Origin of the sequence: Snodgrassella sp. CFCC 13594, from assembly GCF_001590725.1 — a bacterium.
GTDB lineage: Bacteria > Pseudomonadota > Gammaproteobacteria > Burkholderiales > Neisseriaceae > Snodgrassella.
The window spans coordinates 1-18772 of sequence record NZ_LQXR01000017.1 but is presented as its reverse complement, the minus strand read 5'-3'; the positions used below and the strand labels follow the sequence as shown (position 1 = coordinate 18772).

The window sequence follows — 18772 nt, the reverse complement described above, 5'->3', positions numbered from 1 at the left end:
AGGCCATCAAATGGCCATCAAATCTTCTTCTTTGGCCGACAACATTTTATCGATTTCAGCAATGTATTTGTCGGTCAATTTTTGAATGGTTTCTTCGCCGCGACGCGCATCGTCTTCACTGATGTCTTTGTCTTTAAGCAATCGTTTCAAATCATTATTGCCATCACGGCGCACATTGCGCACCGCTACGCGCCCTTCTTCTGCCTCGCCACGCACCACTTTAATCAAATCCTTGCGGCGCTCTTCTGTGAGCATAGGCATGGGTACACGGATCAAATCACCCATAGATGCGGGGTTCAAACCCAAATTGGAATCGCGAATGGCTTTTTCAATCGCACCCGCCATTTTGCTTTCATAGGGTTTCACACTGATGGTACGGGCGTCCAGTAGCGTCACGCTGGCTACTTGGCTGACAGGCACTGGGCTGCCGTAGTAATCCACTTCCACTTGGTCGAGAAAACCGGTGTGTGCCCGTCCGGTACGCACTTTCGACAAATTTTCGCGCAGCACCTCCAGCGATTTCTTCATTTTGTCTTCAGCGGTTTTTTGAATCTCGTTAATCATGTTTGTCCTCGATTTGGGAAACAGCAGCTTATTGACACAGGCTGCCTGAAAAGCAAATTAGCGCGCATACTACCGCAACTGCGCGCGCGGCCACAAGTTCAGACATGAACTAAAGTGCCTTCATCTTCACCCGCAATCACCTTTTTGAGTGCCCCGTCTTTGAAAATACCAAACACCACAATGTTCAATTTTTGTTCGCGACACAAGGCAAATGCAGTGGCGTCCATCACCTTTAAATTTTTACTGATGGCTTCATCAAAAGTAATGTTTTGATAGCGCGTGGCACTGCTATCTTTTTTTGGATCCGCCGTGTACACACCATCGACATTAGTGGCCTTAAGCATGATATCACAATTCATTTCTGCGCCTCGCAAGGCAGCAGCCGTATCGGTGGTAAAAAATGGATTGCCGGTACCGGCAGCGAAAATCACCACTTTGCCTTCTTCCAAATATTGAATCGCTTTCGGGCGCGCATAGGTTTCCGCCACTTGCTGCATGCTCAGCGCCGACTGCACACGCGCCTTAACACCTTGAGTCTCAAATGCCTCTTTTAATGCCAATGCATTCATCACCGTAGCCATCATGCCCATGTAATCCGCAGTGGCACGCTCCATGCCTTTCGCTGACTGCGCCATCCCGCGAAAAATATTACCACCACCAATCACCACCGCCACTTCTACACCCATATCGACAATTTCTTTCACTTGCGCGGTAATTTGCATGATGGTGTCGCGGTTGATACCAAAGGCATCCGAGCCCATTAAGGATTCGCCAGACAATTTCAACAACACACGCTGATATTTGGGTTGGGTGCTCATTTTTTTCTTTCTCAATGGATTATCTAAAAACAAGACTGCCGAAAACAGCCTTCAATATAAATCAAAAATGTTTTTTATTCAGCATGCTGATGACGCACAATCAATGAATCAACACGCTCAAAAAAAAGCACTCTGTTCAGGCTGCCTGAAACCAGAGTGCTTGATTTACATGATTTTTTAAACTTTAGAAGCCGCAGCCACTTCAGCAGCGTAGTCCACTTCTTTCTTCTCAATCCCTTCGCCAACATGGAACGCAACAAAACGCACGATTTCAGCGTTGTTTTCTTTTAAGAATTTTTCCACGGTTTCATCAGGATTGATTACAAAAGGCTGGCCCAATAAAGTCACTTCAGCCAAGAATTTGTGTACGCGGCCTTCCACCATTTTCTCAATGATGTTGGCGGGTTTGCCAGATTGCGCCGCTTGCTCTTCATAAATGTGCCGCTCTTTGGCCACCACTTCTGGATCCACTTCGGCAGAAGACACGCATTGCGGACGAGAAGCTGCAATGTGCATCGCCACTTGGCGAATGGCTTGTGCATCGCCACCTTTGTGTTCGACCAGCACACCAATTTTAGCACCGTGCATATAGGTAACCAAATCATGCGCGGTTTCAATGCGATCAAAACGGCGCACAGTGATGTTTTCACCCAATTTAGCAATCACGGCCTTGCGCGCTTCTTCTACGGTTTCGCCCGAAGCCAACTTGGTTTCAGCCAAGGCTTCCAAGGTGCCAGGATTGCTGTCAACCACGGCTTCGGCCACGGCATTGGCAAAAGCCAAAAAGCTTTTATCTTTGGCCACAAAGTCGGTTTCGCAGTTGATTTCCACCACGGCGCCCACTTTACCTTTAACACACTCTGTCACCACGCCTTCAGCAGCGGTGCGGCCCGCCAACTTACCGGCTTTGGCACCAGATTTGATGCGCAAAATTTCTTCGGCTTTGTCAAAATCACCATCGGCCTCTACCAAGGCTTTTTTGCATTCCATCATACCCAAGCCGGTAGCAGCACGTAAGTCACCCACCATTTTTGCGGTAATTGCAGCCATTGTTTACTCCTTCAAATTCAAAAATCGGCTTTCAGGCAACCTTCGAGCCACCTGAAAAATACATTTAAAAAAAGGGGCTCACCGCCCCTTAGTTTTCGTGCCTGTGCTTTATTCAGCAGCAGCGGCGGCAGCCTGGTTTTCTTCAGCGGCTTGAGCAGCTTGTACCACTTCTTGCAAAGATTGTGCTTTACCTTCCAAAATGGCATCGGCCATGCCACGGCAGTACAAACGGATGGCTTTGGCTGAGTCATCATTCCCTGGAATCACGTATTTCACGCCTTCTGGGCTGTTGTTGGTATCGACCACAGCAATGACTGGAATACCCAGCTTAGCAGCTTCAATCAAAGTACCTTTTTGGTAACCGGTATCAATCACAAAAATCGCATCCGGCAGGCCTTTCATGTCTTTAATGCCGCCCAAAGAGCGTTCCAACTTAGTCACTTCGCGCTGCATTTCCAAGATTTCTTTTTTGCTATAGCCAGCTTCAGTGGCATTTTCCAATGCAGCAGATTTTTCTTCCAAGCGCTTGATGGATTGTTTTACCGTTTTGTAGTTGGTCAACATGCCACCCAACCAGCGGTGATCCACATAAGGCGCACCTGCACGGGCCGCTTCTTCTTTAATGATGTCGCGTGCTTGGCGTTTGGTACCCACAAACAACACCGTCCCTTTATTGGCAGCCAAGCGGCGTACCACGTCTTGGGCTTCCAAGAACATCGGCAGGGTTTTTTCCAAGTTCACGATGTGAATTTTATTGCGCGCGCCGAAAATGTATTCGGCCATTTTCGGGTTCCAGTAACGGGTTTGGTGACCAAAGTGCACACCGGCTTCCAGCATCTGGCGCATGGTAATTTGTGACATAACGATTCCTTAAAGGGTTAAGCCTGACATTCACCGCGCCGAACCCGAAAATGGGCACCCTTTGGCGACGAATGCGAGCGTTCAATAAATAAAATAATGCTTTTACAGAGAAAAGCCGCAGCATGATACCCGAATTAAGCCAAGAAAACAAGCCTGATTTCAACCCATTAGCCATTGATATTCCCATGCACCAGCATACCACCAGCGCTACAATAACCATCAATTACTCATTGGCTTTCCATTATGTCCACACCTGCTCGCCACAAATCAAAATTACGCCAGCATTTGCGCCATCAACGCCAATCCTTAGACCTGCGTACAAGGCGCCAAGCCACGCGACGCATCAACCGAAATTTATATACGCTGATCCGGCGCAACCAACGCATCGGTGTGTATTGGGCTGTGGGCAGCGAACTGGCGCTCGACGATTTCATCGCCGCCGCACACCAGCGTGGCGCCAAGCTATACTTGCCTTATATTGATTCCCATCAACGCCGATTGTGGTTTACGCCGCTTCCACCTTGTCCCGAGCGCGCCGCTGGCCATCACTTTGGTATTCCACAATTTGCCGGCCCCAAAATTCGTGCGCATGCCTTGCACGTATTATTGGTACCACTGGTAGGCATAGACGAACGTGGCTTTCGGCTTGGCCAAGGCGGGGGCTATTACGACACTACATTGACACACATCCGTCACCGTTTACGTCCTCGCTTGGTGGGCGTGGGTTTTGCCTGCCAACAAGTTCCTGTATTGGCCACCGAAAACCACGACCAGCCACTCCCGGCTTTCGTGAGCGAGCAAGGCTGGCAACATTTCCGGACGCAATTTTGAACACCTTCGATGCATGTAGCCCTAAATTTACACCCGCGCCAAATGACTGTTCCATCAGCCCCACAGATACAGTACCTTTAACCAAAGATAACTCATTATTTTTCAATCTATCGATTTTGCAAGATGACTATCTGTAGATGAAGCACCATAAGCACGACACTTCGATTTGATCGAGTCTGAACAAATTCAGCTAAAGAACATAATAAAAGGCTGCCTGAATGTATTCAGGCAGCCTTTTCGTGAAAACCAACACCATTGATATTATGCGTTGCCCACTTCTTGATGTTGTGATTGTTGATACATGGCTTCAAAATTAATGGGTGCCAACAATACCGGCGGGAAACCAGCCCGAGTAACGGTACTGGAAACTGTTTCACGCGCATACGGGAACAAAATATTCGGCGCGGCCACCGCCAGCAATAATTGAATGTCTTCATCAGGAATATTGGCAATGCGGAAAATACCGCTTTGTGCCACTTCATTCAAAAACATCACCCGCTCATCGGCCATTTTGGCGGTCACAGTCACAGTGACTGTGACATTATAAAATTCATCCTCCAGCTTTTCGCTGGCCGTGGCCACGCGCATGTCGACTTGTGGCTCGCCATTTTCCAAAAACACGCGTGGCGCATGGGGAACTTCCAATGACAAGTCTTTCACATACAATTTTTCAATACTGAACACTGGTTGTTGGTCTACGGCTGGTTCTTGCTCGCTCATATGGTTACTTTCATGGTTAAAGAGTGAAGATTGGGGCAGCATGTAGCCACCCGAATTAAAAAATAATAAGTGCTGTTAGGCCCAGTTTCAATCGGCCAATAAGGCGTCCAGTTTACCTGCTTGATTGAGGGCATTCAAATCATCAAAACCACCCACATGCGTTTCGCCAATATAAATCTGCGGTACTGTCCGCCGACCCGTGCGTTCCATCATTGCCACGCGCTGTTGCGGCTCGGTATCCACACGAATTTCCTGAATATCCTGAATACCCTTTTGCTTCAGCAAGGCCTTGGCCATCTGGCAATATGGGCATACCCCAGTGGTGTACATAGTAATGGGTTTCATCATTAGCTCCTTAAATTTAATGATTGATATGGCGGCATTCCGTCATTAATTCAACTGCCCACTCACCGCCCGCTGAGGCAACTGCTGCAACCAATCATCCATGGCCGCCACATACGTTTCGGCATGAGGCGCATTCACCAGTACCACCACCGCTAATGGATGCTGTTTTGGCGCTTCAGGCAACCAATAACCGGCCAAAGCCCGTACATTATCTAAAGTGCCGGTTTTCAAATGCCACTGGCCTGCGGTATGGCGAAAACGGTTTTTCAGCGTACCGTCCACGCCGCCAATGGGCAAACTAGCCACCCAGTCTGCTGCGAATGGCGATTGATACGCCTGCACCAGCAACCTACCCAACAATGCAGCACTCACCCGCTCGGTACGCGACAATCCTGAACCATTTTCCACCACCAAAGCACCATCATCCAACCCGGCTGCACGTAAAGTTTGCCGCAATGCCGCCTTACTCTGCCGCACAGTACCAGCCTGCTGACTCGATGCGGACTGCCCCAAAGTAAGCAACAGCGTGCGCGCAATGATGTTATTAGAATATTTATTCATATCGGCCACCACCGAGCGCAAAGGCTTGCTTTCATGCACCGCCAACACAGCAGAATCGGCTGGGGTTATGCCAGTGGTGAATGACATTCGTTGCTCTGCACCACCCAATTGCCAATAAGCCTGAAAGCTCTTCTGCGCAAAGGTAGGAGCGTCAAACAGATTCACATACAGCTGCTTTCCCACACAACTTTTGGGTACTTGCCCTGTCAACCTCAATACCCCTTGGCGATAATCTGCTTGCACAAAATGTCCTAAGCTCGAGCAGGGCATAGCCTGAGTTAGCCACCGTACATCAACATGGGTAGGCAAATCAGTCAGCGGCGGCACCAAGTCAAAGCGAGGCACACCGTCTGCATCATTGCGGAGTTCGATCCACAATACCTTATATGCCACCATTTGCGGGTCTGGTGGCGTCACAAAAGCCGCTTCTGCATCATGCCCAAAATCATCAGCGCCAGCGATTTCACGCCACACCGAGCGATCCAATACCACGTCGTCATCAATGTACTGCACGCCTTTCAGGCGCAATTGCGCCTGCATAGCCTGTAGATCCTGTTGGTCAAATACAGGATCACCGCTGCCTCGCCAATAGAGCTTGCCGCGCAAATGGCCTGCATCAAGAGGAGCATGGCTAAGCCACTCAGTGCGCCAACGGTAATCCGCGCCCAAATGCTGAAAAGCAGCAAAAGCGGTCACCAGCTTCATGGTCGAGGCTGGACTCATTGCTGTCTCAGCACGGTGCGCCGCCACCACTTTGCCCGTCACCAAATCCACTGCATACACTGCCGTTTGCGCAGTCGGTAATCCACCTAAATACACCTCGGCAACAGCGCTGGCAGACAGCATAATCCCCAACGCAAACACCAGCAGTGTTTTACAATTCCATCGGATCAACATCAATCAACCACCTTATGTGTGGATGGGATTTGGCTTCCGCCAACAAAGCGGTTTGCCACCATGACACTGCGCGATGTAAATCCCGACGACTGCGACTCTCTAAAAATACTTGCGCCCGCTCATATCCGGCCAAACGCGCCATCAGCATGGGTACTGGGCCAAATTGGTTAACGTGTTCAGGCAGCCCATGTTGCTGCACACTGGCCGCCATCACTGTCCGCAATAATTGTTGGGCCGCCTGCATGGTGCGGGCGTCTGCTCGCACCGCCGCCATATGCGCGAAAGGCGGCATCGCCATGTCACGGCGCTCCGCCAGTTCGGCATCAGCAAAACGCGTATAATCTTGGGCTTTCAACGCTTGATATACCTTATTTTCCGGTTGTTGCGTCTGCACCCATACTTCACCGGGCAGATCAGCGCGACCAGCACGACCCGCAACTTGCATCAATTCCGCAAACAAGCGCTCGGACGCCCGAAAATCCGCGCTGAACAAACTGCCATCGGCATTCACCACCACCACCAAATTGAGGCGAGCAAAATCATGGCCCTTGGCCAACATTTGCGTCCCCACCAACACATCTATTTCATTGCGCGCAATATGTTCATACAACTGCGCCCAATCTTGTTTGTGGCTGGTGCTGTCACGATCAACCCGAGCCACACGGGCACCTGGCAACCAATGACGCAGCGTTTCTTCTAGCCGCTGTGTCCCTTGACCCACTGCAGTTAAATCCTGATTGCCACATTCGGGGCATACTGAAGGTACGGGCATGCGATAATCGCAATGATGACAGCGTAATTGGTGGGCGCGCTGGTGCAGCACCATTTTCGCCGCACAATGTGGGCACCCAAAAACATGGCCACACGCTGAGCAAAATAGTGCAGGTGCAAAACCACGACGATTTAAATACACCATACTCATGCCGCCAGACGCATAATTGGCTTGGAGTTTTTCTTTCACCACTTCGGTGAACCCTTGGTCCAGTGGCAATCTTCTCGTATCCACCAAATGCACTTGTGGCAGCTGAGCAGCAGCGTGGGCACGTTGCGTCAAGGTGAGCAGAGTGTAGTCGCCCATTCGGGCCTTATGCCAGCTTTCCAACGAGGGAGTCGCGCTGCCCAGTACAATTGGGCATTTGGCTTGACGTGCACGCCACACGGCCAAATCACGTGCCTGATACCGCAGTTCACTGTCTTGCTTGAATGAAGCATCGTGCTCTTCATCCACCACAATCAAGCCCAGATGAGGCATCGGGGTAAACACGGCCAAACGAGTACCCACCACCAAAGCAGCCTGACCCAATGCTGCGCGCAAATAATTTTGGGTGCGCGCTCCTGCCGCCATCTGACTGTGCAGTACCGCAGTGGTCGTTTGCGCAAAACGTTGCGACAAGCGCTTGAGCAGTTGCGGAGTCAGGTTGATTTCAGGCAATAAAAACAACACTTGCCGGCCTTGAGCCAATACCTTATCCATGATGTCGAAATACACTTCCGTTTTGCCGCTACCGGTAATGCCATACAGCAAAAATGGCACAAATTCAGGCAAAGCAGCTTGGACGGCCTGACTGGCAGCCTGCTGTTCAGGGTTGAGCACATGCCCATCAATTGGCGAGGCGCGGTACGCTGCCTCGGTCTGCACCGTAATCCACCCTGCATCCTGCCAAATCTGAATATACTTTGCAGCTTGGACATAGATGGCTTTTAACGCAGCCATGTCCGCAGTACCCTTACTCAGCACCTGCCACAAAGCGACCTGTTTGGCATGACGTATGGGGGGAGGCGCATGTTGTCGCCCTAGTATCGACAAAGTGTAATGGCGCACCGGCTCAGGCAAACGCACCGCACGGGTTTGGCGTAGCCCTTGTGGCAATGCCGCCAGAGCCGCCTGCCCGAGCGGATAATGATAATAGCGGGCGGTAAAATCCAGTAGCGCCAACCAGCTTTCAGGCAACCTGGGTTCGGCGTCAAATACTTGTTGAATGGGCTGGATTTTCGCGACATCAATGTCGGGCGTCACCGCTGCCGCCCATACCACCCCCACGACCAGCTTATTGCGAAACGGCACGCATACCCGAGTCCCAGGCACCAAAACAGCGTCATGGACATAGGTAAATAAGCAATAAAGGGGAACGTTGAGCGCCAAATGATGATAAATCACAGCGAGCCAGGTGAGCTTCAAAAACCGCATTGTACAACACTGACCACCCTTTTGCCGTGCGTGCAAATATGCGATAATCGCCGCGTTTTGCATACTTTGGCGTTTGCATCATGAGCATGGGGTTGTGTTGTGCGACCACGGGTCGCAACGTATTGCCAATGGTCAATAAACTAAACCGCTGTGACAGCGGTGCGTCGCCATTTCGACCCGTTTTTGACGGGTTTTTTTATGCCTGTTGCGGGTGCTTTTCAAAGGTTAAATCATGGCCAATCTACTTTACCGCCAACATCTGATTTCGATTAACGATTTATCGACCGCCCAGCTGGAATTGTTGCTGCACACAGCATTGCAATTAAAGCAGCAGCCACAAACCGATTTGCTGCAAGGCCGCCTTATCGGCTCATGCTTCTTCGAGCCTTCCACACGTACGCGCCTCTCGTTTGAAACTGCGATCCAACGTTTGGGTGGCAAGGTCATTGGCTTTGCCGATGGTGCCAACACCAGCGCCAAAAAGGGCGAAACATTAGCTGATACCGCCCGCATCATCAGTAATTATGCAGATGCGATTGTGATGCGCCATCCCAAAGATGGCGCTGCACGGGTGGTCAGCGAATTTGCCAAGGTGCCAGTCATCAACGCTGGCGATGGCACCAACCAGCACCCATCGCAAACGCTATTGGATTTACTCACCATTTACGAAACCCAAAAACAGCTTGATGGTCTCAAAATTGCCTTAGTGGGCGATTTGAAATACGGCCGTACGGTACATTCCTTAGCCCAAGCATTAAGCCGCTGGAACTGCGAATTGGCGTTTGTGGCACCGCCAAACTTGGCCATGCCAGATTACATTTGTGCGCAATTGGATGACGCACAATCGCCTCATCACAACTTGGCTACTTTAGAAGAAGCAGTTGCTTGGGCCGATATTGTGTACATGACGCGTATTCAACGAGAACGATTTGATGAGCAAGAGTTCGCCAAAATACAAGGTAAATTCTGCTTACGCGCAGCCATGTTGAACACAGCCAAACCCAATATGCGTATCTTGCATCCGCTACCCCGTGTGGACGAAATCCACCCAGATGTAGACGCCAGCCCACACGCTTACTACTTTCAGCAAGCCAATAACGGCGTCTTTGCGCGGCAAGCGATTTTGTCTTTAATTTTAAACGAATCCCTTTAAATATAAAGCTGCCTGAAGCACATCAGGCATTGGGAGCAACATCATGAACAATACCAAACTCAGCGTTGAAGCCATCAAAGATGGCACCGTTATTGACCATATCCCGGCGGGTCAAGGGCTGGCCATTTTGCGGCAGTTCAAGCTATTGTCTTATGGCAGCGCCGTCACTGTGGGCTTTAATTTACCCAGTCAAAGCACTGGCCACAAAGACATCATTAAAATTGCGGGCGTCCACCTAGACGATCATGCAGCCAACCGTTTGGCGCTATTTGCACCCAACGCCACGGTGAACGACATTGAACATTTTGATGTGGTCCACAAACGCGCGCTCACGCTGCCGGCAACCATCAGTGAAGTCTTCCGTTGCCCCAACAACAACTGTGCCAGCCATGGCGAACCCGTTCGCAGCCGCTTTTATGTGCGCCAAAGTCAAGGTCATACCAAGCTGCAATGCCATTATTGTGAAAAAACTTTTGCCCGAGAATCGGTAACCGAAGCTTAACATCAGCCACTGACGTAGCCCGGCGACCGCCACCCGTCCGTGAACACACCCAAATAAGGATGCCAACTGCATGAAATCCATCTTGATTACCGGCTGCTCCAGCGGTATTGGTTACGCCACTGCTCAACTGCTGCGCCAACAAGGCTGGCGTGTTTTGACCAGCTGCCGCCACCCAAAAGATGTGGCTCGCCTTCAAGATGAGGGCTTTCATTGCATCCAGCTCGATGTTACCGATGATGCGCAAATTCAGGCAGCCTTTGCTCACGCCACCACCGAATTGGGTCATTTAGATGCGCTTTTCTGCAATGCTGGCTACGGCCAAACCGGCGCAGTGGAAGACATCAATCGCGCGGCTTTGCGCGAGCAATATGAAACCAACGTATTCGGCACCTGGCAATGCATCAACGCGGCCATGCGCTTATTTCGCCGTCAAGGCCATGGACGAATCCTCGTGAATTCCAGTATTTTGGGCTTTGCCGCCATGCCTTGGCGCGGCGCATACAACAGCAGCAAATTTGCGCTCGAAGGACTGTGTGATACCTTGCGTCTAGAAACCCACGGCAGCGGCATACACGTGAGCTTGCTTGAGCCAGGCCCGATTGCCACTCGGTTCCGCCCCAATGCGCTCATTAAATTTCGACAGTACATCGACGTCGAGCAAAGCGTACACAAAGCCAACTACGAAGCGCAATTAAACCGTCTGCAAACCGAAGGCGCCGCAGCACCTTTTACCCTATCCGCTGAAGCCTGTGCTCAGGTATGTGCAAAAGCCTTAAGTGCCAAGCAACCCAAGGCCCGCTATGCGGTTACCATTCCCACCCACGTCTTTTGGTATTTAAAGCGTTGGTTGCCTACTGCTTGGTTAGATGCTGCGTCACGGCGCGCGGTGGCTGGGCAAGGCAAAACCCATTAAGCCACACCTTATTCCTCAGCAGCACCTCCTAGTTGACCATAACAACACCACCACACAATGCCAGCGCTCAGATTTTAAAAGGCATCAACCACATGATTGCGACACCCCCATCATTGTATCTGGCTTCAGGCAGCCCACGACGGCGTGACATCTTGATCGCGCTTGGCTATGCCGTCCATGTTCTGCCTTCTGCCATAGACGAAACCCCTTGTCCTAATGAGACTGCACACCATTATGTGGACCGCATGGCCAAAGAAAAAAATCAGGCGGCCCGGCAAATTTGGGCGCAACATCATGATAACAAACCTGCTTTTCCCATACTCAGCGCCGATACCACCGTCGCCATTCAGCAGCGCATCTTAGGCAAGCCCTCATCACCACAACATGCAGAAACCATGCTGCATCAGCTCTCTGGCCAAACGCATCAGGTATTGAGTGCGGTATGTGTTTCTTGGCAAGGGCATGTGCAGGCAACTGTTCAATGTAGCGATGTACGGTTTGCAGCCTTATCTGCCGCAGAAATCAGCGCTTATGTGGCCACTGGCGAGCCACTCGACAAAGCTGGTGCCTATGGCATACAAGGCTTAGGTGGTGCCTTTGTGGCGCATTTAAGCGGTAGCTTTACTGGCGTCATGGGTTTACCCGTATATGAAACCTTGCACCTGTTGCGCAGCGTGAATTGGCCGACACCACCATGGGTGCAGTCGTGATCCATAAAGCTCATCATGTATGCGCTTCATGACACTACCCAGCCTGGCATGGGAACCATTTACGATCCAACCGGTCTGTTACAGACACTTTGCTTTTAACTGAGGAGCACCATGAAAACCGTATATGTCCCTTTATTGATCAGCCTTGCGTTGCTGAGTGCCTGCTCGCAGCAAACCCAACAAAGCACCAGTGAAGCCGCTCAAAACGTTGCTTCCGATATTCAAGCCGCACACGAAGATGCCTCTGCCACCATTGCCTCTGTTGCCGCAGATGCACAAGCACATGTTGCCAAAACCGCATCAGATGCACACCAAGCAGCGGCCGAAGCCGCAAACAAAACCAAAGCAGCAGGGGCTGACTTAAAAGAATCCGCAAAAGAAGCGGCCGATAAAACCAAAGCAGCAGCGCAAAACGCAGCACAAGATGCAAAAGAAGCAGGACAGCAACTAAAAGACAATGCCAAAAAGGCATTAGAAGACAAACATTAACTTTCCAGCTACCCAAAGCCGCTATCGCCAATCGATAACGGCTTTTTTTAGTGTCTGAGTGGATTCGCTTGAGAAAATTCGTTAGTATCGACGGGGTTGACTCACAACAAACTTGACCCATGCCTATCCTGACGAGTTTGGGCGTGCAAATTCGCGCCAAACGCCAAGCGCTTAACCCTAGTGAAGTAGGATTGCCTGAGCTTGCAAAGCGACGCCAACATGGCTTGAGCATCATGGAAGTAGCCGTGCTAAGCGGCGTGGGCTTACGTTGGCTTAGCCGCCTTGAGCAAGACCAGCTGATTTTGCACGATTTTGAAGGCTTAAAGCGGATACTGCAAACCTTGCGTTTTTCACCCAAGGAGCAGCATAAATTATTACAACAAGCCGGTTGGCTACCAGAACGGCTAACCGATTTGCCAAAAAAAGAACTACGCCGCCACTTACAGCAAACCGTTGATGCCATTAGCGCACCCGCCTACATCCTCGACCAACTTTGGCAACCGGTGTGTCACAACCGCGTGGCTGGCCAATTATTTTCGCATTGGCTAGGCAAACATGCACAATATCAAAGCCTGATTGATTATCTGTTGTTTGACCCACAAAGCCGGTTATTCATCCATCAATGGCAAGCGCATGTACCACAATTATTGCGCCACTTTTGCCAGCAAATTGCACCTTACCGCAATCACAAAACCATCGCTGAATTCTTGCAACAACGTCGGGCACAAAGTCCTTTATTTGAGAGCGCCGATAAAACCCCAAACACCCCAAAAGAGCCAGTTCTTCTGCCTTTACAAGCCACTTTTTTGAGCCACAAAGGGCCTGTTATCCACCAACGTATGGTTTTTACCATTCCCGATACGCCCCAATGGCAAATGATGGTCTGGCTGCCTGAATCCTGCACCACAGAGATGAAAACAGAATAGAGCAATGCCCAAAGGAAATGAGGTATCGAACCCAAGCGCATTGAAACGCTACAAAAAAAGCCAACCTCAAGGTTGGCTCTTTTCTTAAACTGGTCGGTCCTGCGCAACGGCATCCGCACCCGTGGCTATACACCAACCGCAGCAGGCCTAGCATTAGTTAATCGAACTCGCTCTGAGAACAGCCTCAACAGTATTGAACCTGCCATGCCGCGACCAGAACAACACTCCTAATTAAGGTATTTAAAAACAACGATATAGATCATATCCCAGCTCTTTGATGGCGTGCGAAAGTGGAGCTGATTCGATTTGCAATTTCTCCGCTGCTCGAACGAAATGCAGTTCTATAGCAACAGTGAGAAAACAGCGAAGATGACGTAGCTCCATGATTGTCTCCTCAGGCTTCATGTTTCGCTGATTGGAATGAGCACCTGTTGCGGCCAGTACATACCTACCTTGATGAAATGGCAGAATCTTTGCTTCTTGTCATTCCTAAGGCCAGTGCTAGGGCGGAAATGGCAAGAGGAACAAACGAAACCCACAGAACCGTATTCCAGCCATAAGCGGATAACAGGCCACCTGACGAGAAAGACCCGACTGCCATAAGCCCAAAGACGATAAAGTCATTAAGCGATTGCACACGTGTTTTTTCCTCGGGCCGGTGGCATTCCAGCACCAGCGCAGACGCACCAAGAAATCCAAAATTCCATCCCACTCCCAGCAGTATTAAGGAGGCCCAGAAATGAGCAACATCCATACCGCCCAGCCCGACTAGAGCAGACAATCCAGTCAATGCCAACCCCACCGTCGCTACTCGCCCAGCACCGAAGCGAGAAATCAGGCTGCCGGTGAAAAAGCTGGGCGCGTACATTGCAATCACATGCCACTGCAACCCCAGATTGGCGGACGCTTGCGAATGACCAACATGATGCATCGCTAGCGGCGCGGCTGTCATCAGGAAATTCATCAGCATGTATGACACCGCGCCACAGATGGCTGCAGCCACGAAACTCGGCTGTCGTACAATCACTTTGAGCGGGCGACCGCCCGCGATTTCCTCTGCAGTGGGCATAGGCAGCTTTACCCCGAGCAGAATAAAGGTCGAAGCAAAAGCGACGACAGCCTGTACAAGAAACGTGGCTGCAAACATGTGGGACGGCCACAAATCCATTGTGAAAGTTACCAACTGAGGCCCGACCACCCCGGCGGCTACACCACCCGCCATAACCAGTGATAGCGCACGAGCGCGCCACTGCTGTGCCACGCCATCTGTGGCTGCAAAGCGGAACGACAACACCACAGCCGCGTAGCTACCGCCGAAAAAGGTAGCCAAGCAAAATAGCCAAAACTCGCCCCAGATGACGGCGAACATGGCTAATAAGCCTGCCAATATGCCGGCCCCCGTGCCAGTCAGAAAGGCAGCTCGCCGTCCATGCCGACGTGCTATGGCACCTACTGGCAGGATGCATGCTGCCATGCCCACCACAAAAATCGAAATTGGCAGCGTAACCAGCATCGGGGACGGAGCAAGTATGTCACCTACAATAGCGCCAGTGGCATACACCACTATTGAGTTCGCACCAGCTAGTGCTTGGGCTATAGAAAGCCGCCAGATATTCCCGCTTTGTGCCTTTTCAGGCAACTCGCCATTCATTAGGTTGTAGTGATCAGGGGTCATGTTTGTTCTGTCATTTATGGTTAATTTCTAACTGATAGCAACATGCGGTATCTTACATCGCCAGATTTGAGCTTGCACAGAGCTTCGTTTGTGTATTCCAAGGGGAGAAGCTCAATGTGCGGCTTCACGCTCACCAGCAGACTGAAATTCAGCGCTTTTTTTGTTGTCGTAGGGCGTGCCAGTGATAGAGCCGAAAATACTGCGCTGGTCACCGCCCAGTAGGCCAGCAGGAACTTGCAGCGGGTTTTTAGCTGGATTAAGCCCCACTAATCGGCCTTCAGGAGCGAAGCCGGCCAGAATGGTGACACTGTTTCGGCATGATCGATCGTGGTGACAATGGCTTGCGCATCACCCATCCTCTTGAGAATGGCGGCGTCTTCCTCCCGATTGTCGATATAGATGTGTGCACCAAGTGTCTGCGTATCCGCTGCAATAGCTTTGCCGCGCCCAATGGCCACCACCTTGAACATCATGCGTATTGCATATTTCAGGGCCATGTATCCCAAGCTACCGATGCCAAGTACAGCGACCGTGTCACCTGCTTGCGCGCCAGATTTATTCAGCGCGTTGAAGGTCGCAATCCCCGCGCATAGGATGGGCGCTGCTTCTTCCGAGCGCAGTTCTTGTGGAATGGCGACAAGGCCCGTGCTACGTGCCAGCATCAATTCAGCGTAGCCGCCGTTGCAACTGCTACCGACAACACAGGTTGGTTCATGTAGAGCTGAAAGCGTCCCTGCAGGCGACGTTGAATCTCAGCGATATTTAGCACAGATGCTTTCACAAAAATGGCCACGTCTAGATGTGCTATTTGCCAATGCAGGCGATGTTACGCACAGATCACTTGAAAATTGGGATGAAGAGACTTGGGATTGTCTCATGGCAACAAACCTTAAAGAGCCTTTTTTCTTGATTCAAGCAGTCTTGCCTTTGCTGAGAAATCCTGCCTCAATTATTTTATACGGATCGACCAGCGCTCATATTGGTCTTCCACAAAATAGCGCCTACGCCGCTAGCAAGGATAGATTACTTTCCCTCGCCCGAACGCTGTCAGCAGAATTAGCAACTCGTGGTACTCGAGTTAATGGGCTAGCTAAGTCCTGGGTCGACTGAAACCCCAGTTCTAGGCAGGCTAAGGCTATCTATTTAGGAGTTTCAATCAATACCTGAACTCCGTTCGGGAAATGGAAAATATTGTACGTTACGGGTGAAAATTGACGATCCGAGTAATAAATAATAAATCAACTCATTGTTATTTGTTATTTAAAGCCCTAAATTAATGCCGGTTTTCAACTGTATTTTCATATAAATAATGTCTCGGTGTCATACCTGTATGCCGCCGAAAAAAAGCGATGAAGGCACTGTCGCTAATAAATTCAAGCTGCTGTGCCACCTGACTTAACATCCATCCGTCAGACAGCATTTCCATTGCTTTCAGCAGCCTCCATTGTTGCCTCCAGCTCTGATAATTCATTCCTGTATCCTTGATAAATATCCGGCTTATCGTACGCTCACATGCGCCAACCTGTCTGGCCACTTGGCTCAGTCGCGGGGGTAATTCACCCATACATACCCTATCCAACCATGAGCCTAGGCGCGCGTCTGAGGGAAACCTTAATGTCCAATTTTCTCGTCGTGCAGCCTGTATTTCTTCACTAAAAACGGTAATGAGGCTGGTCTGTTGCTCTGCTGGCATTTCCCATGGCCAGGATGCCATTCGTTCTATGACTTCAAAAAAGAGTGGGTTAACCTCGACTATCTGTAGTGGCAGTACAGGTAATTGAAGTATGGTTGAAAAATAGAGAGATCGATAGGCTAGCACGCCACGCATGATGGCACGATGAACCGTGCCCGCCGGAAGCCAGGCAGCACGACGTGGCGGAAGCAAACACAAGGTTTTCTCCAGCTCAATCGTGATGCTCCCAGCAGCCGAAAAAAGCAGTTGATGGCGCAGGTGACTGTGCCTCCCTGAGTCATGTACACCCATATCGGACGCAATCCCGACTACCGGTGCATTAAAGCCGTCTGGATCAAAAATATCATCTTGATTAATCTTCATTAGTGTCCGATATTTAATATAAAAAGTCTTTATTATGATAATAAGACATCATCGTTTCAGCAATAATAATGCTTTAATTTTGTGCTTCTTAGGACACAGCCATGAATACAAGCAAACAGCCGCCCTTGTGGCTACTGACGCTGTTGATTATGTTTCCACAACTAGTGGAAACCATATACAGCCCAGCATTACCGAGTATTGCTCATTCATTTCAGGTAGGCAGTGAGCGTGCCTCTCAGACACTTTCCGTCTATTTTGTCGCCTTTGCTGCTGGCGTTGCTGTCTGGGGCTGGATGAGTGACTGCATCGGGCGACGCCTATCTATGATGGCCGGACTCCTATGCTACGGAGCAGGTTCTGCAATGGCGATTATTGCAACTGATTTTAGTGTTTTGCTGCTAGCGCGGATGGTGTCGGCCATGGGTGCGGCAGCTGGATCAGTTGTGGTACAGACCATACTGAGAGATAGTTATGAGTCAACCGCGCTGGCTCGTATCTTTTCCATCATGGGGGCTGCTCTGGCTGTGAGCCCGGTTTTCGGCCTAGCGAGCGGCGGCTTGCTGGTCAGTCTATACGGGCATACCGGCGTGTTTACAGCACTGATATCGCTAGCAGTTGTGCTGCTGGCACTGACAGCAGTCGTATTGCCGGAAACACGGCAGGAAAATACACCAAGCCCTCATTTTTCAGGATTAGTTTCGCGCATGGTGCGGGACAAAGCGCTTCGAAAAAACACCATGCTGGTTGCCCTCCTGAACACCATGTTATTCAGTTACTACAGTCTCGCTCCGTTTCTTTTCGGGCAACTTGGCTGGAGCAACAGGGCGTTCGGGTGGACGGGAGGCATACTGGCGCTTGCGTCACTATTGGGCAGCCTCCTAAACTGGAAGCTGCTGGCAACTGGACTTTCGCAGGAACAGCTGGTACGGCATGCTTGTGCTCTGGCGCTGCTATCTGGTGTCGCTGCCTGTTGGCTGCAGCATTCTGCATGGATACTTGTCCCCGTGGCTGGGGTGGTGGTTGCCTATGGTATTGCGATACCCAATGTCCTGAGCCAAGCCCTGAGTCACTATCGTGAGCAGGCCGGCGCGGCTGGAGCACTGTTCGGATTAAGCTACTATCTGCTGTTGGGCTTAATGCTGGGGGTCGCCGGCATGGTACAGCAACTGGGACTGGTTCTGACCGTCTGTGCGTTAATAGCCTGGTTGTACAGCCTGTTAGGAGAGACGCGCTTCCGACGTGCATGAGCAGGATAAAGAGGCGCCTATTCGTAGTATGTAGCGCATAGGGGGCCTTTTCTCAACCGGCGTGTAATTTGATTTGCGCTTTTTCTTGTTCTTCAGAAATGTGTTGCCAATTATATTGGCCGTTAGTGGCGTCATCGGATAGTGGGATTGGCTTAATAAGCCATTCGCCTATGGTTTTAACCAGCCCTGAAACATTAGTAGTACCCAAAAAGATGCCTTAGGCAAAAGGTTTGTTTGTCGCAATGCACAATGCATTTTTTTACGAA

General features: G+C 50.6%; 22 protein-coding genes and 1 pseudogene. 9 read left to right on the top strand and 14 right to left on the bottom strand.

Features of this window, described 5'->3' with window-relative positions; all coding sequences use genetic code 11:
• Positions 1-6 precede the first annotated feature (6 nt).
• The 4 genes from frr to rpsB form a co-directional block, all read right to left on the bottom strand.
• Complete coding sequence (gene frr, locus A2F46_RS09570) at positions 7-564, bottom strand: ribosome recycling factor (protein WP_066569809.1); 558 nt, start codon at positions 562-564, stop codon at positions 7-9.
• Positions 565-662: 98 nt separating this feature from the next.
• On the bottom strand, positions 663-1382 hold the full coding sequence (gene pyrH, locus A2F46_RS09565) for a UMP kinase (protein ID WP_066569807.1): 720 nt from the start codon (positions 1380-1382) through the stop codon (positions 663-665).
• Positions 1383-1559: 177 nt separating this feature from the next.
• Positions 1560-2432, bottom strand: a complete 873-nt coding sequence (tsf, locus tag A2F46_RS09555; RefSeq protein ID WP_066569801.1) for a translation elongation factor Ts — start codon at positions 2430-2432, stop codon at positions 1560-1562.
• 108 nt (positions 2433-2540) lie between these two features.
• Positions 2541-3293, bottom strand: a complete 753-nt coding sequence (gene rpsB / locus A2F46_RS09550; RefSeq protein WP_066569799.1) for a 30S ribosomal protein S2 — start codon at positions 3291-3293, stop codon at positions 2541-2543.
• Between the two features lie 243 nt (positions 3294-3536).
• Between rpsB and A2F46_RS09545 the strand changes: the two genes are divergently transcribed.
• On the top strand, positions 3537-4124 hold the full coding sequence (locus A2F46_RS09545; RefSeq protein WP_066569797.1) for a 5-formyltetrahydrofolate cyclo-ligase: 588 nt from the start codon (positions 3537-3539) through the stop codon (positions 4122-4124).
• Between the two features lie 261 nt (positions 4125-4385).
• Here the strand turns inward: A2F46_RS09545 and secB are convergent, their stop codons facing one another.
• The 4 genes from secB to A2F46_RS09525 form a co-directional block, all read right to left on the bottom strand.
• Positions 4386-4844: a protein-export chaperone SecB gene (secB, locus tag A2F46_RS09540; protein ID WP_066569782.1), complete on the bottom strand. Its 459-nt coding sequence runs from the start codon at positions 4842-4844 to the stop codon at positions 4386-4388.
• A gap of 87 nt (positions 4845-4931) precedes the next feature.
• Positions 4932-5189: a glutaredoxin 3 gene (grxC, locus tag A2F46_RS09535; protein ID WP_197457632.1), complete on the bottom strand. Its 258-nt coding sequence runs from the start codon at positions 5187-5189 to the stop codon at positions 4932-4934.
• 45 nt (positions 5190-5234) lie between these two features.
• Complete coding sequence (gene dacB / locus A2F46_RS09530) at positions 5235-6647, bottom strand: D-alanyl-D-alanine carboxypeptidase/D-alanyl-D-alanine-endopeptidase (protein WP_066569780.1); 1413 nt, start codon at positions 6645-6647, stop codon at positions 5235-5237.
• On the bottom strand, positions 6625-8805 hold the full coding sequence (locus tag A2F46_RS09525) for a primosomal protein N' (protein WP_066569870.1): 2181 nt from the start codon (positions 8803-8805) through the stop codon (positions 6625-6627). Before A2F46_RS09525 ends, dacB begins: the two co-directional genes overlap by 23 nt.
• Positions 8806-9067: 262 nt before the next feature.
• On the opposite strand from A2F46_RS09525, the gene pyrB reads away from it, so the two are divergent.
• From pyrB to A2F46_RS09495, 6 genes are all read left to right on the top strand, one after another.
• A complete protein-coding gene (gene pyrB, locus A2F46_RS09520; protein WP_066569774.1) occupies positions 9068-9988 on the top strand; it encodes an aspartate carbamoyltransferase in 921 nt (306 codons plus the stop codon).
• A gap of 43 nt (positions 9989-10031) precedes the next feature.
• On the top strand, positions 10032-10490 hold the full coding sequence (gene pyrI / locus A2F46_RS09515; RefSeq protein ID WP_066569771.1) for an aspartate carbamoyltransferase regulatory subunit: 459 nt from the start codon (positions 10032-10034) through the stop codon (positions 10488-10490).
• Between the two features lie 70 nt (positions 10491-10560).
• Positions 10561-11403, top strand: coding sequence for an SDR family NAD(P)-dependent oxidoreductase (locus A2F46_RS09510; RefSeq protein ID WP_066569768.1), 843 nt, complete (start codon positions 10561-10563; stop codon positions 11401-11403).
• A 92-nt stretch (positions 11404-11495) separates the two neighbouring features.
• Positions 11496-12113 (top strand): nucleoside triphosphate pyrophosphatase, encoded by a 618-nt coding sequence (locus A2F46_RS09505; RefSeq protein ID WP_066569762.1) that lies wholly within the window; start codon positions 11496-11498, stop codon positions 12111-12113.
• 111 nt (positions 12114-12224) lie between these two features.
• On the top strand, positions 12225-12602 hold the full coding sequence (locus A2F46_RS09500; protein ID WP_066569754.1) for a hypothetical protein: 378 nt from the start codon (positions 12225-12227) through the stop codon (positions 12600-12602).
• A gap of 119 nt (positions 12603-12721) precedes the next feature.
• Complete coding sequence (locus A2F46_RS09495) at positions 12722-13528, top strand: helix-turn-helix domain-containing protein (RefSeq protein WP_082783653.1); 807 nt, start codon at positions 12722-12724, stop codon at positions 13526-13528.
• 255 nt (positions 13529-13783) lie between these two features.
• On the opposite strand, the pseudogene A2F46_RS12095 reads toward A2F46_RS09495, so the two are convergent.
• The 4 genes and pseudogenes from A2F46_RS12095 to A2F46_RS12630 form a co-directional block, all read right to left on the bottom strand.
• Positions 13784-13912, bottom strand: a pseudogene (locus A2F46_RS12095) (LysR family transcriptional regulator); the annotation flags it as partial.
• A gap of 64 nt (positions 13913-13976) precedes the next feature.
• Positions 13977-15203: an MFS transporter gene (locus A2F46_RS09490; protein WP_066569748.1), complete on the bottom strand. Its 1227-nt coding sequence runs from the start codon at positions 15201-15203 to the stop codon at positions 13977-13979.
• A 111-nt stretch (positions 15204-15314) separates the two neighbouring features.
• Positions 15315-15470 carry a hypothetical protein gene (locus A2F46_RS12635; protein ID WP_197457629.1) on the bottom strand — a complete coding sequence of 52 codons (156 nt, stop codon included), beginning with the start codon at positions 15468-15470 and terminating at the stop codon, positions 15315-15317.
• Positions 15470-15865, bottom strand: a complete 396-nt coding sequence (locus A2F46_RS12630; protein WP_197457628.1) for a hypothetical protein — start codon at positions 15863-15865, stop codon at positions 15470-15472. Before A2F46_RS12630 ends, A2F46_RS12635 begins: the two co-directional genes overlap by 1 nt.
• Positions 15866-15974: 109 nt before the next feature.
• Between A2F46_RS12630 and A2F46_RS13485 the strand changes: the two genes are divergently transcribed.
• On the top strand, positions 15975-16313 hold the full coding sequence (locus A2F46_RS13485; RefSeq protein ID WP_197457627.1) for an SDR family oxidoreductase: 339 nt from the start codon (positions 15975-15977) through the stop codon (positions 16311-16313).
• Between the two features lie 163 nt (positions 16314-16476).
• Here A2F46_RS13485 and A2F46_RS09480 read toward each other — a convergent pair whose 3' ends face one another.
• On the bottom strand, positions 16477-17259 hold the full coding sequence (locus tag A2F46_RS09480) for a helix-turn-helix transcriptional regulator (protein WP_066569745.1): 783 nt from the start codon (positions 17257-17259) through the stop codon (positions 16477-16479).
• Positions 17260-17360: 101 nt separating this feature from the next.
• Here A2F46_RS09480 and A2F46_RS09475 point away from each other — a divergent pair, with 101 nt between their 5' ends.
• Positions 17361-18506 carry an MFS transporter gene (locus tag A2F46_RS09475; protein ID WP_066569742.1) on the top strand — a complete coding sequence of 382 codons (1146 nt, stop codon included), beginning with the start codon at positions 17361-17363 and terminating at the stop codon, positions 18504-18506.
• Between the two features lie 52 nt (positions 18507-18558).
• On the opposite strand, the gene A2F46_RS12335 is transcribed toward A2F46_RS09475, so the two are convergent.
• Entirely contained in the window at positions 18559-18714 is a 156-nt protein-coding gene (locus tag A2F46_RS12335; protein ID WP_156471618.1) for a hypothetical protein, read from the bottom strand.
• Between the last annotated feature and the right edge of the window lie 58 nt (positions 18715-18772).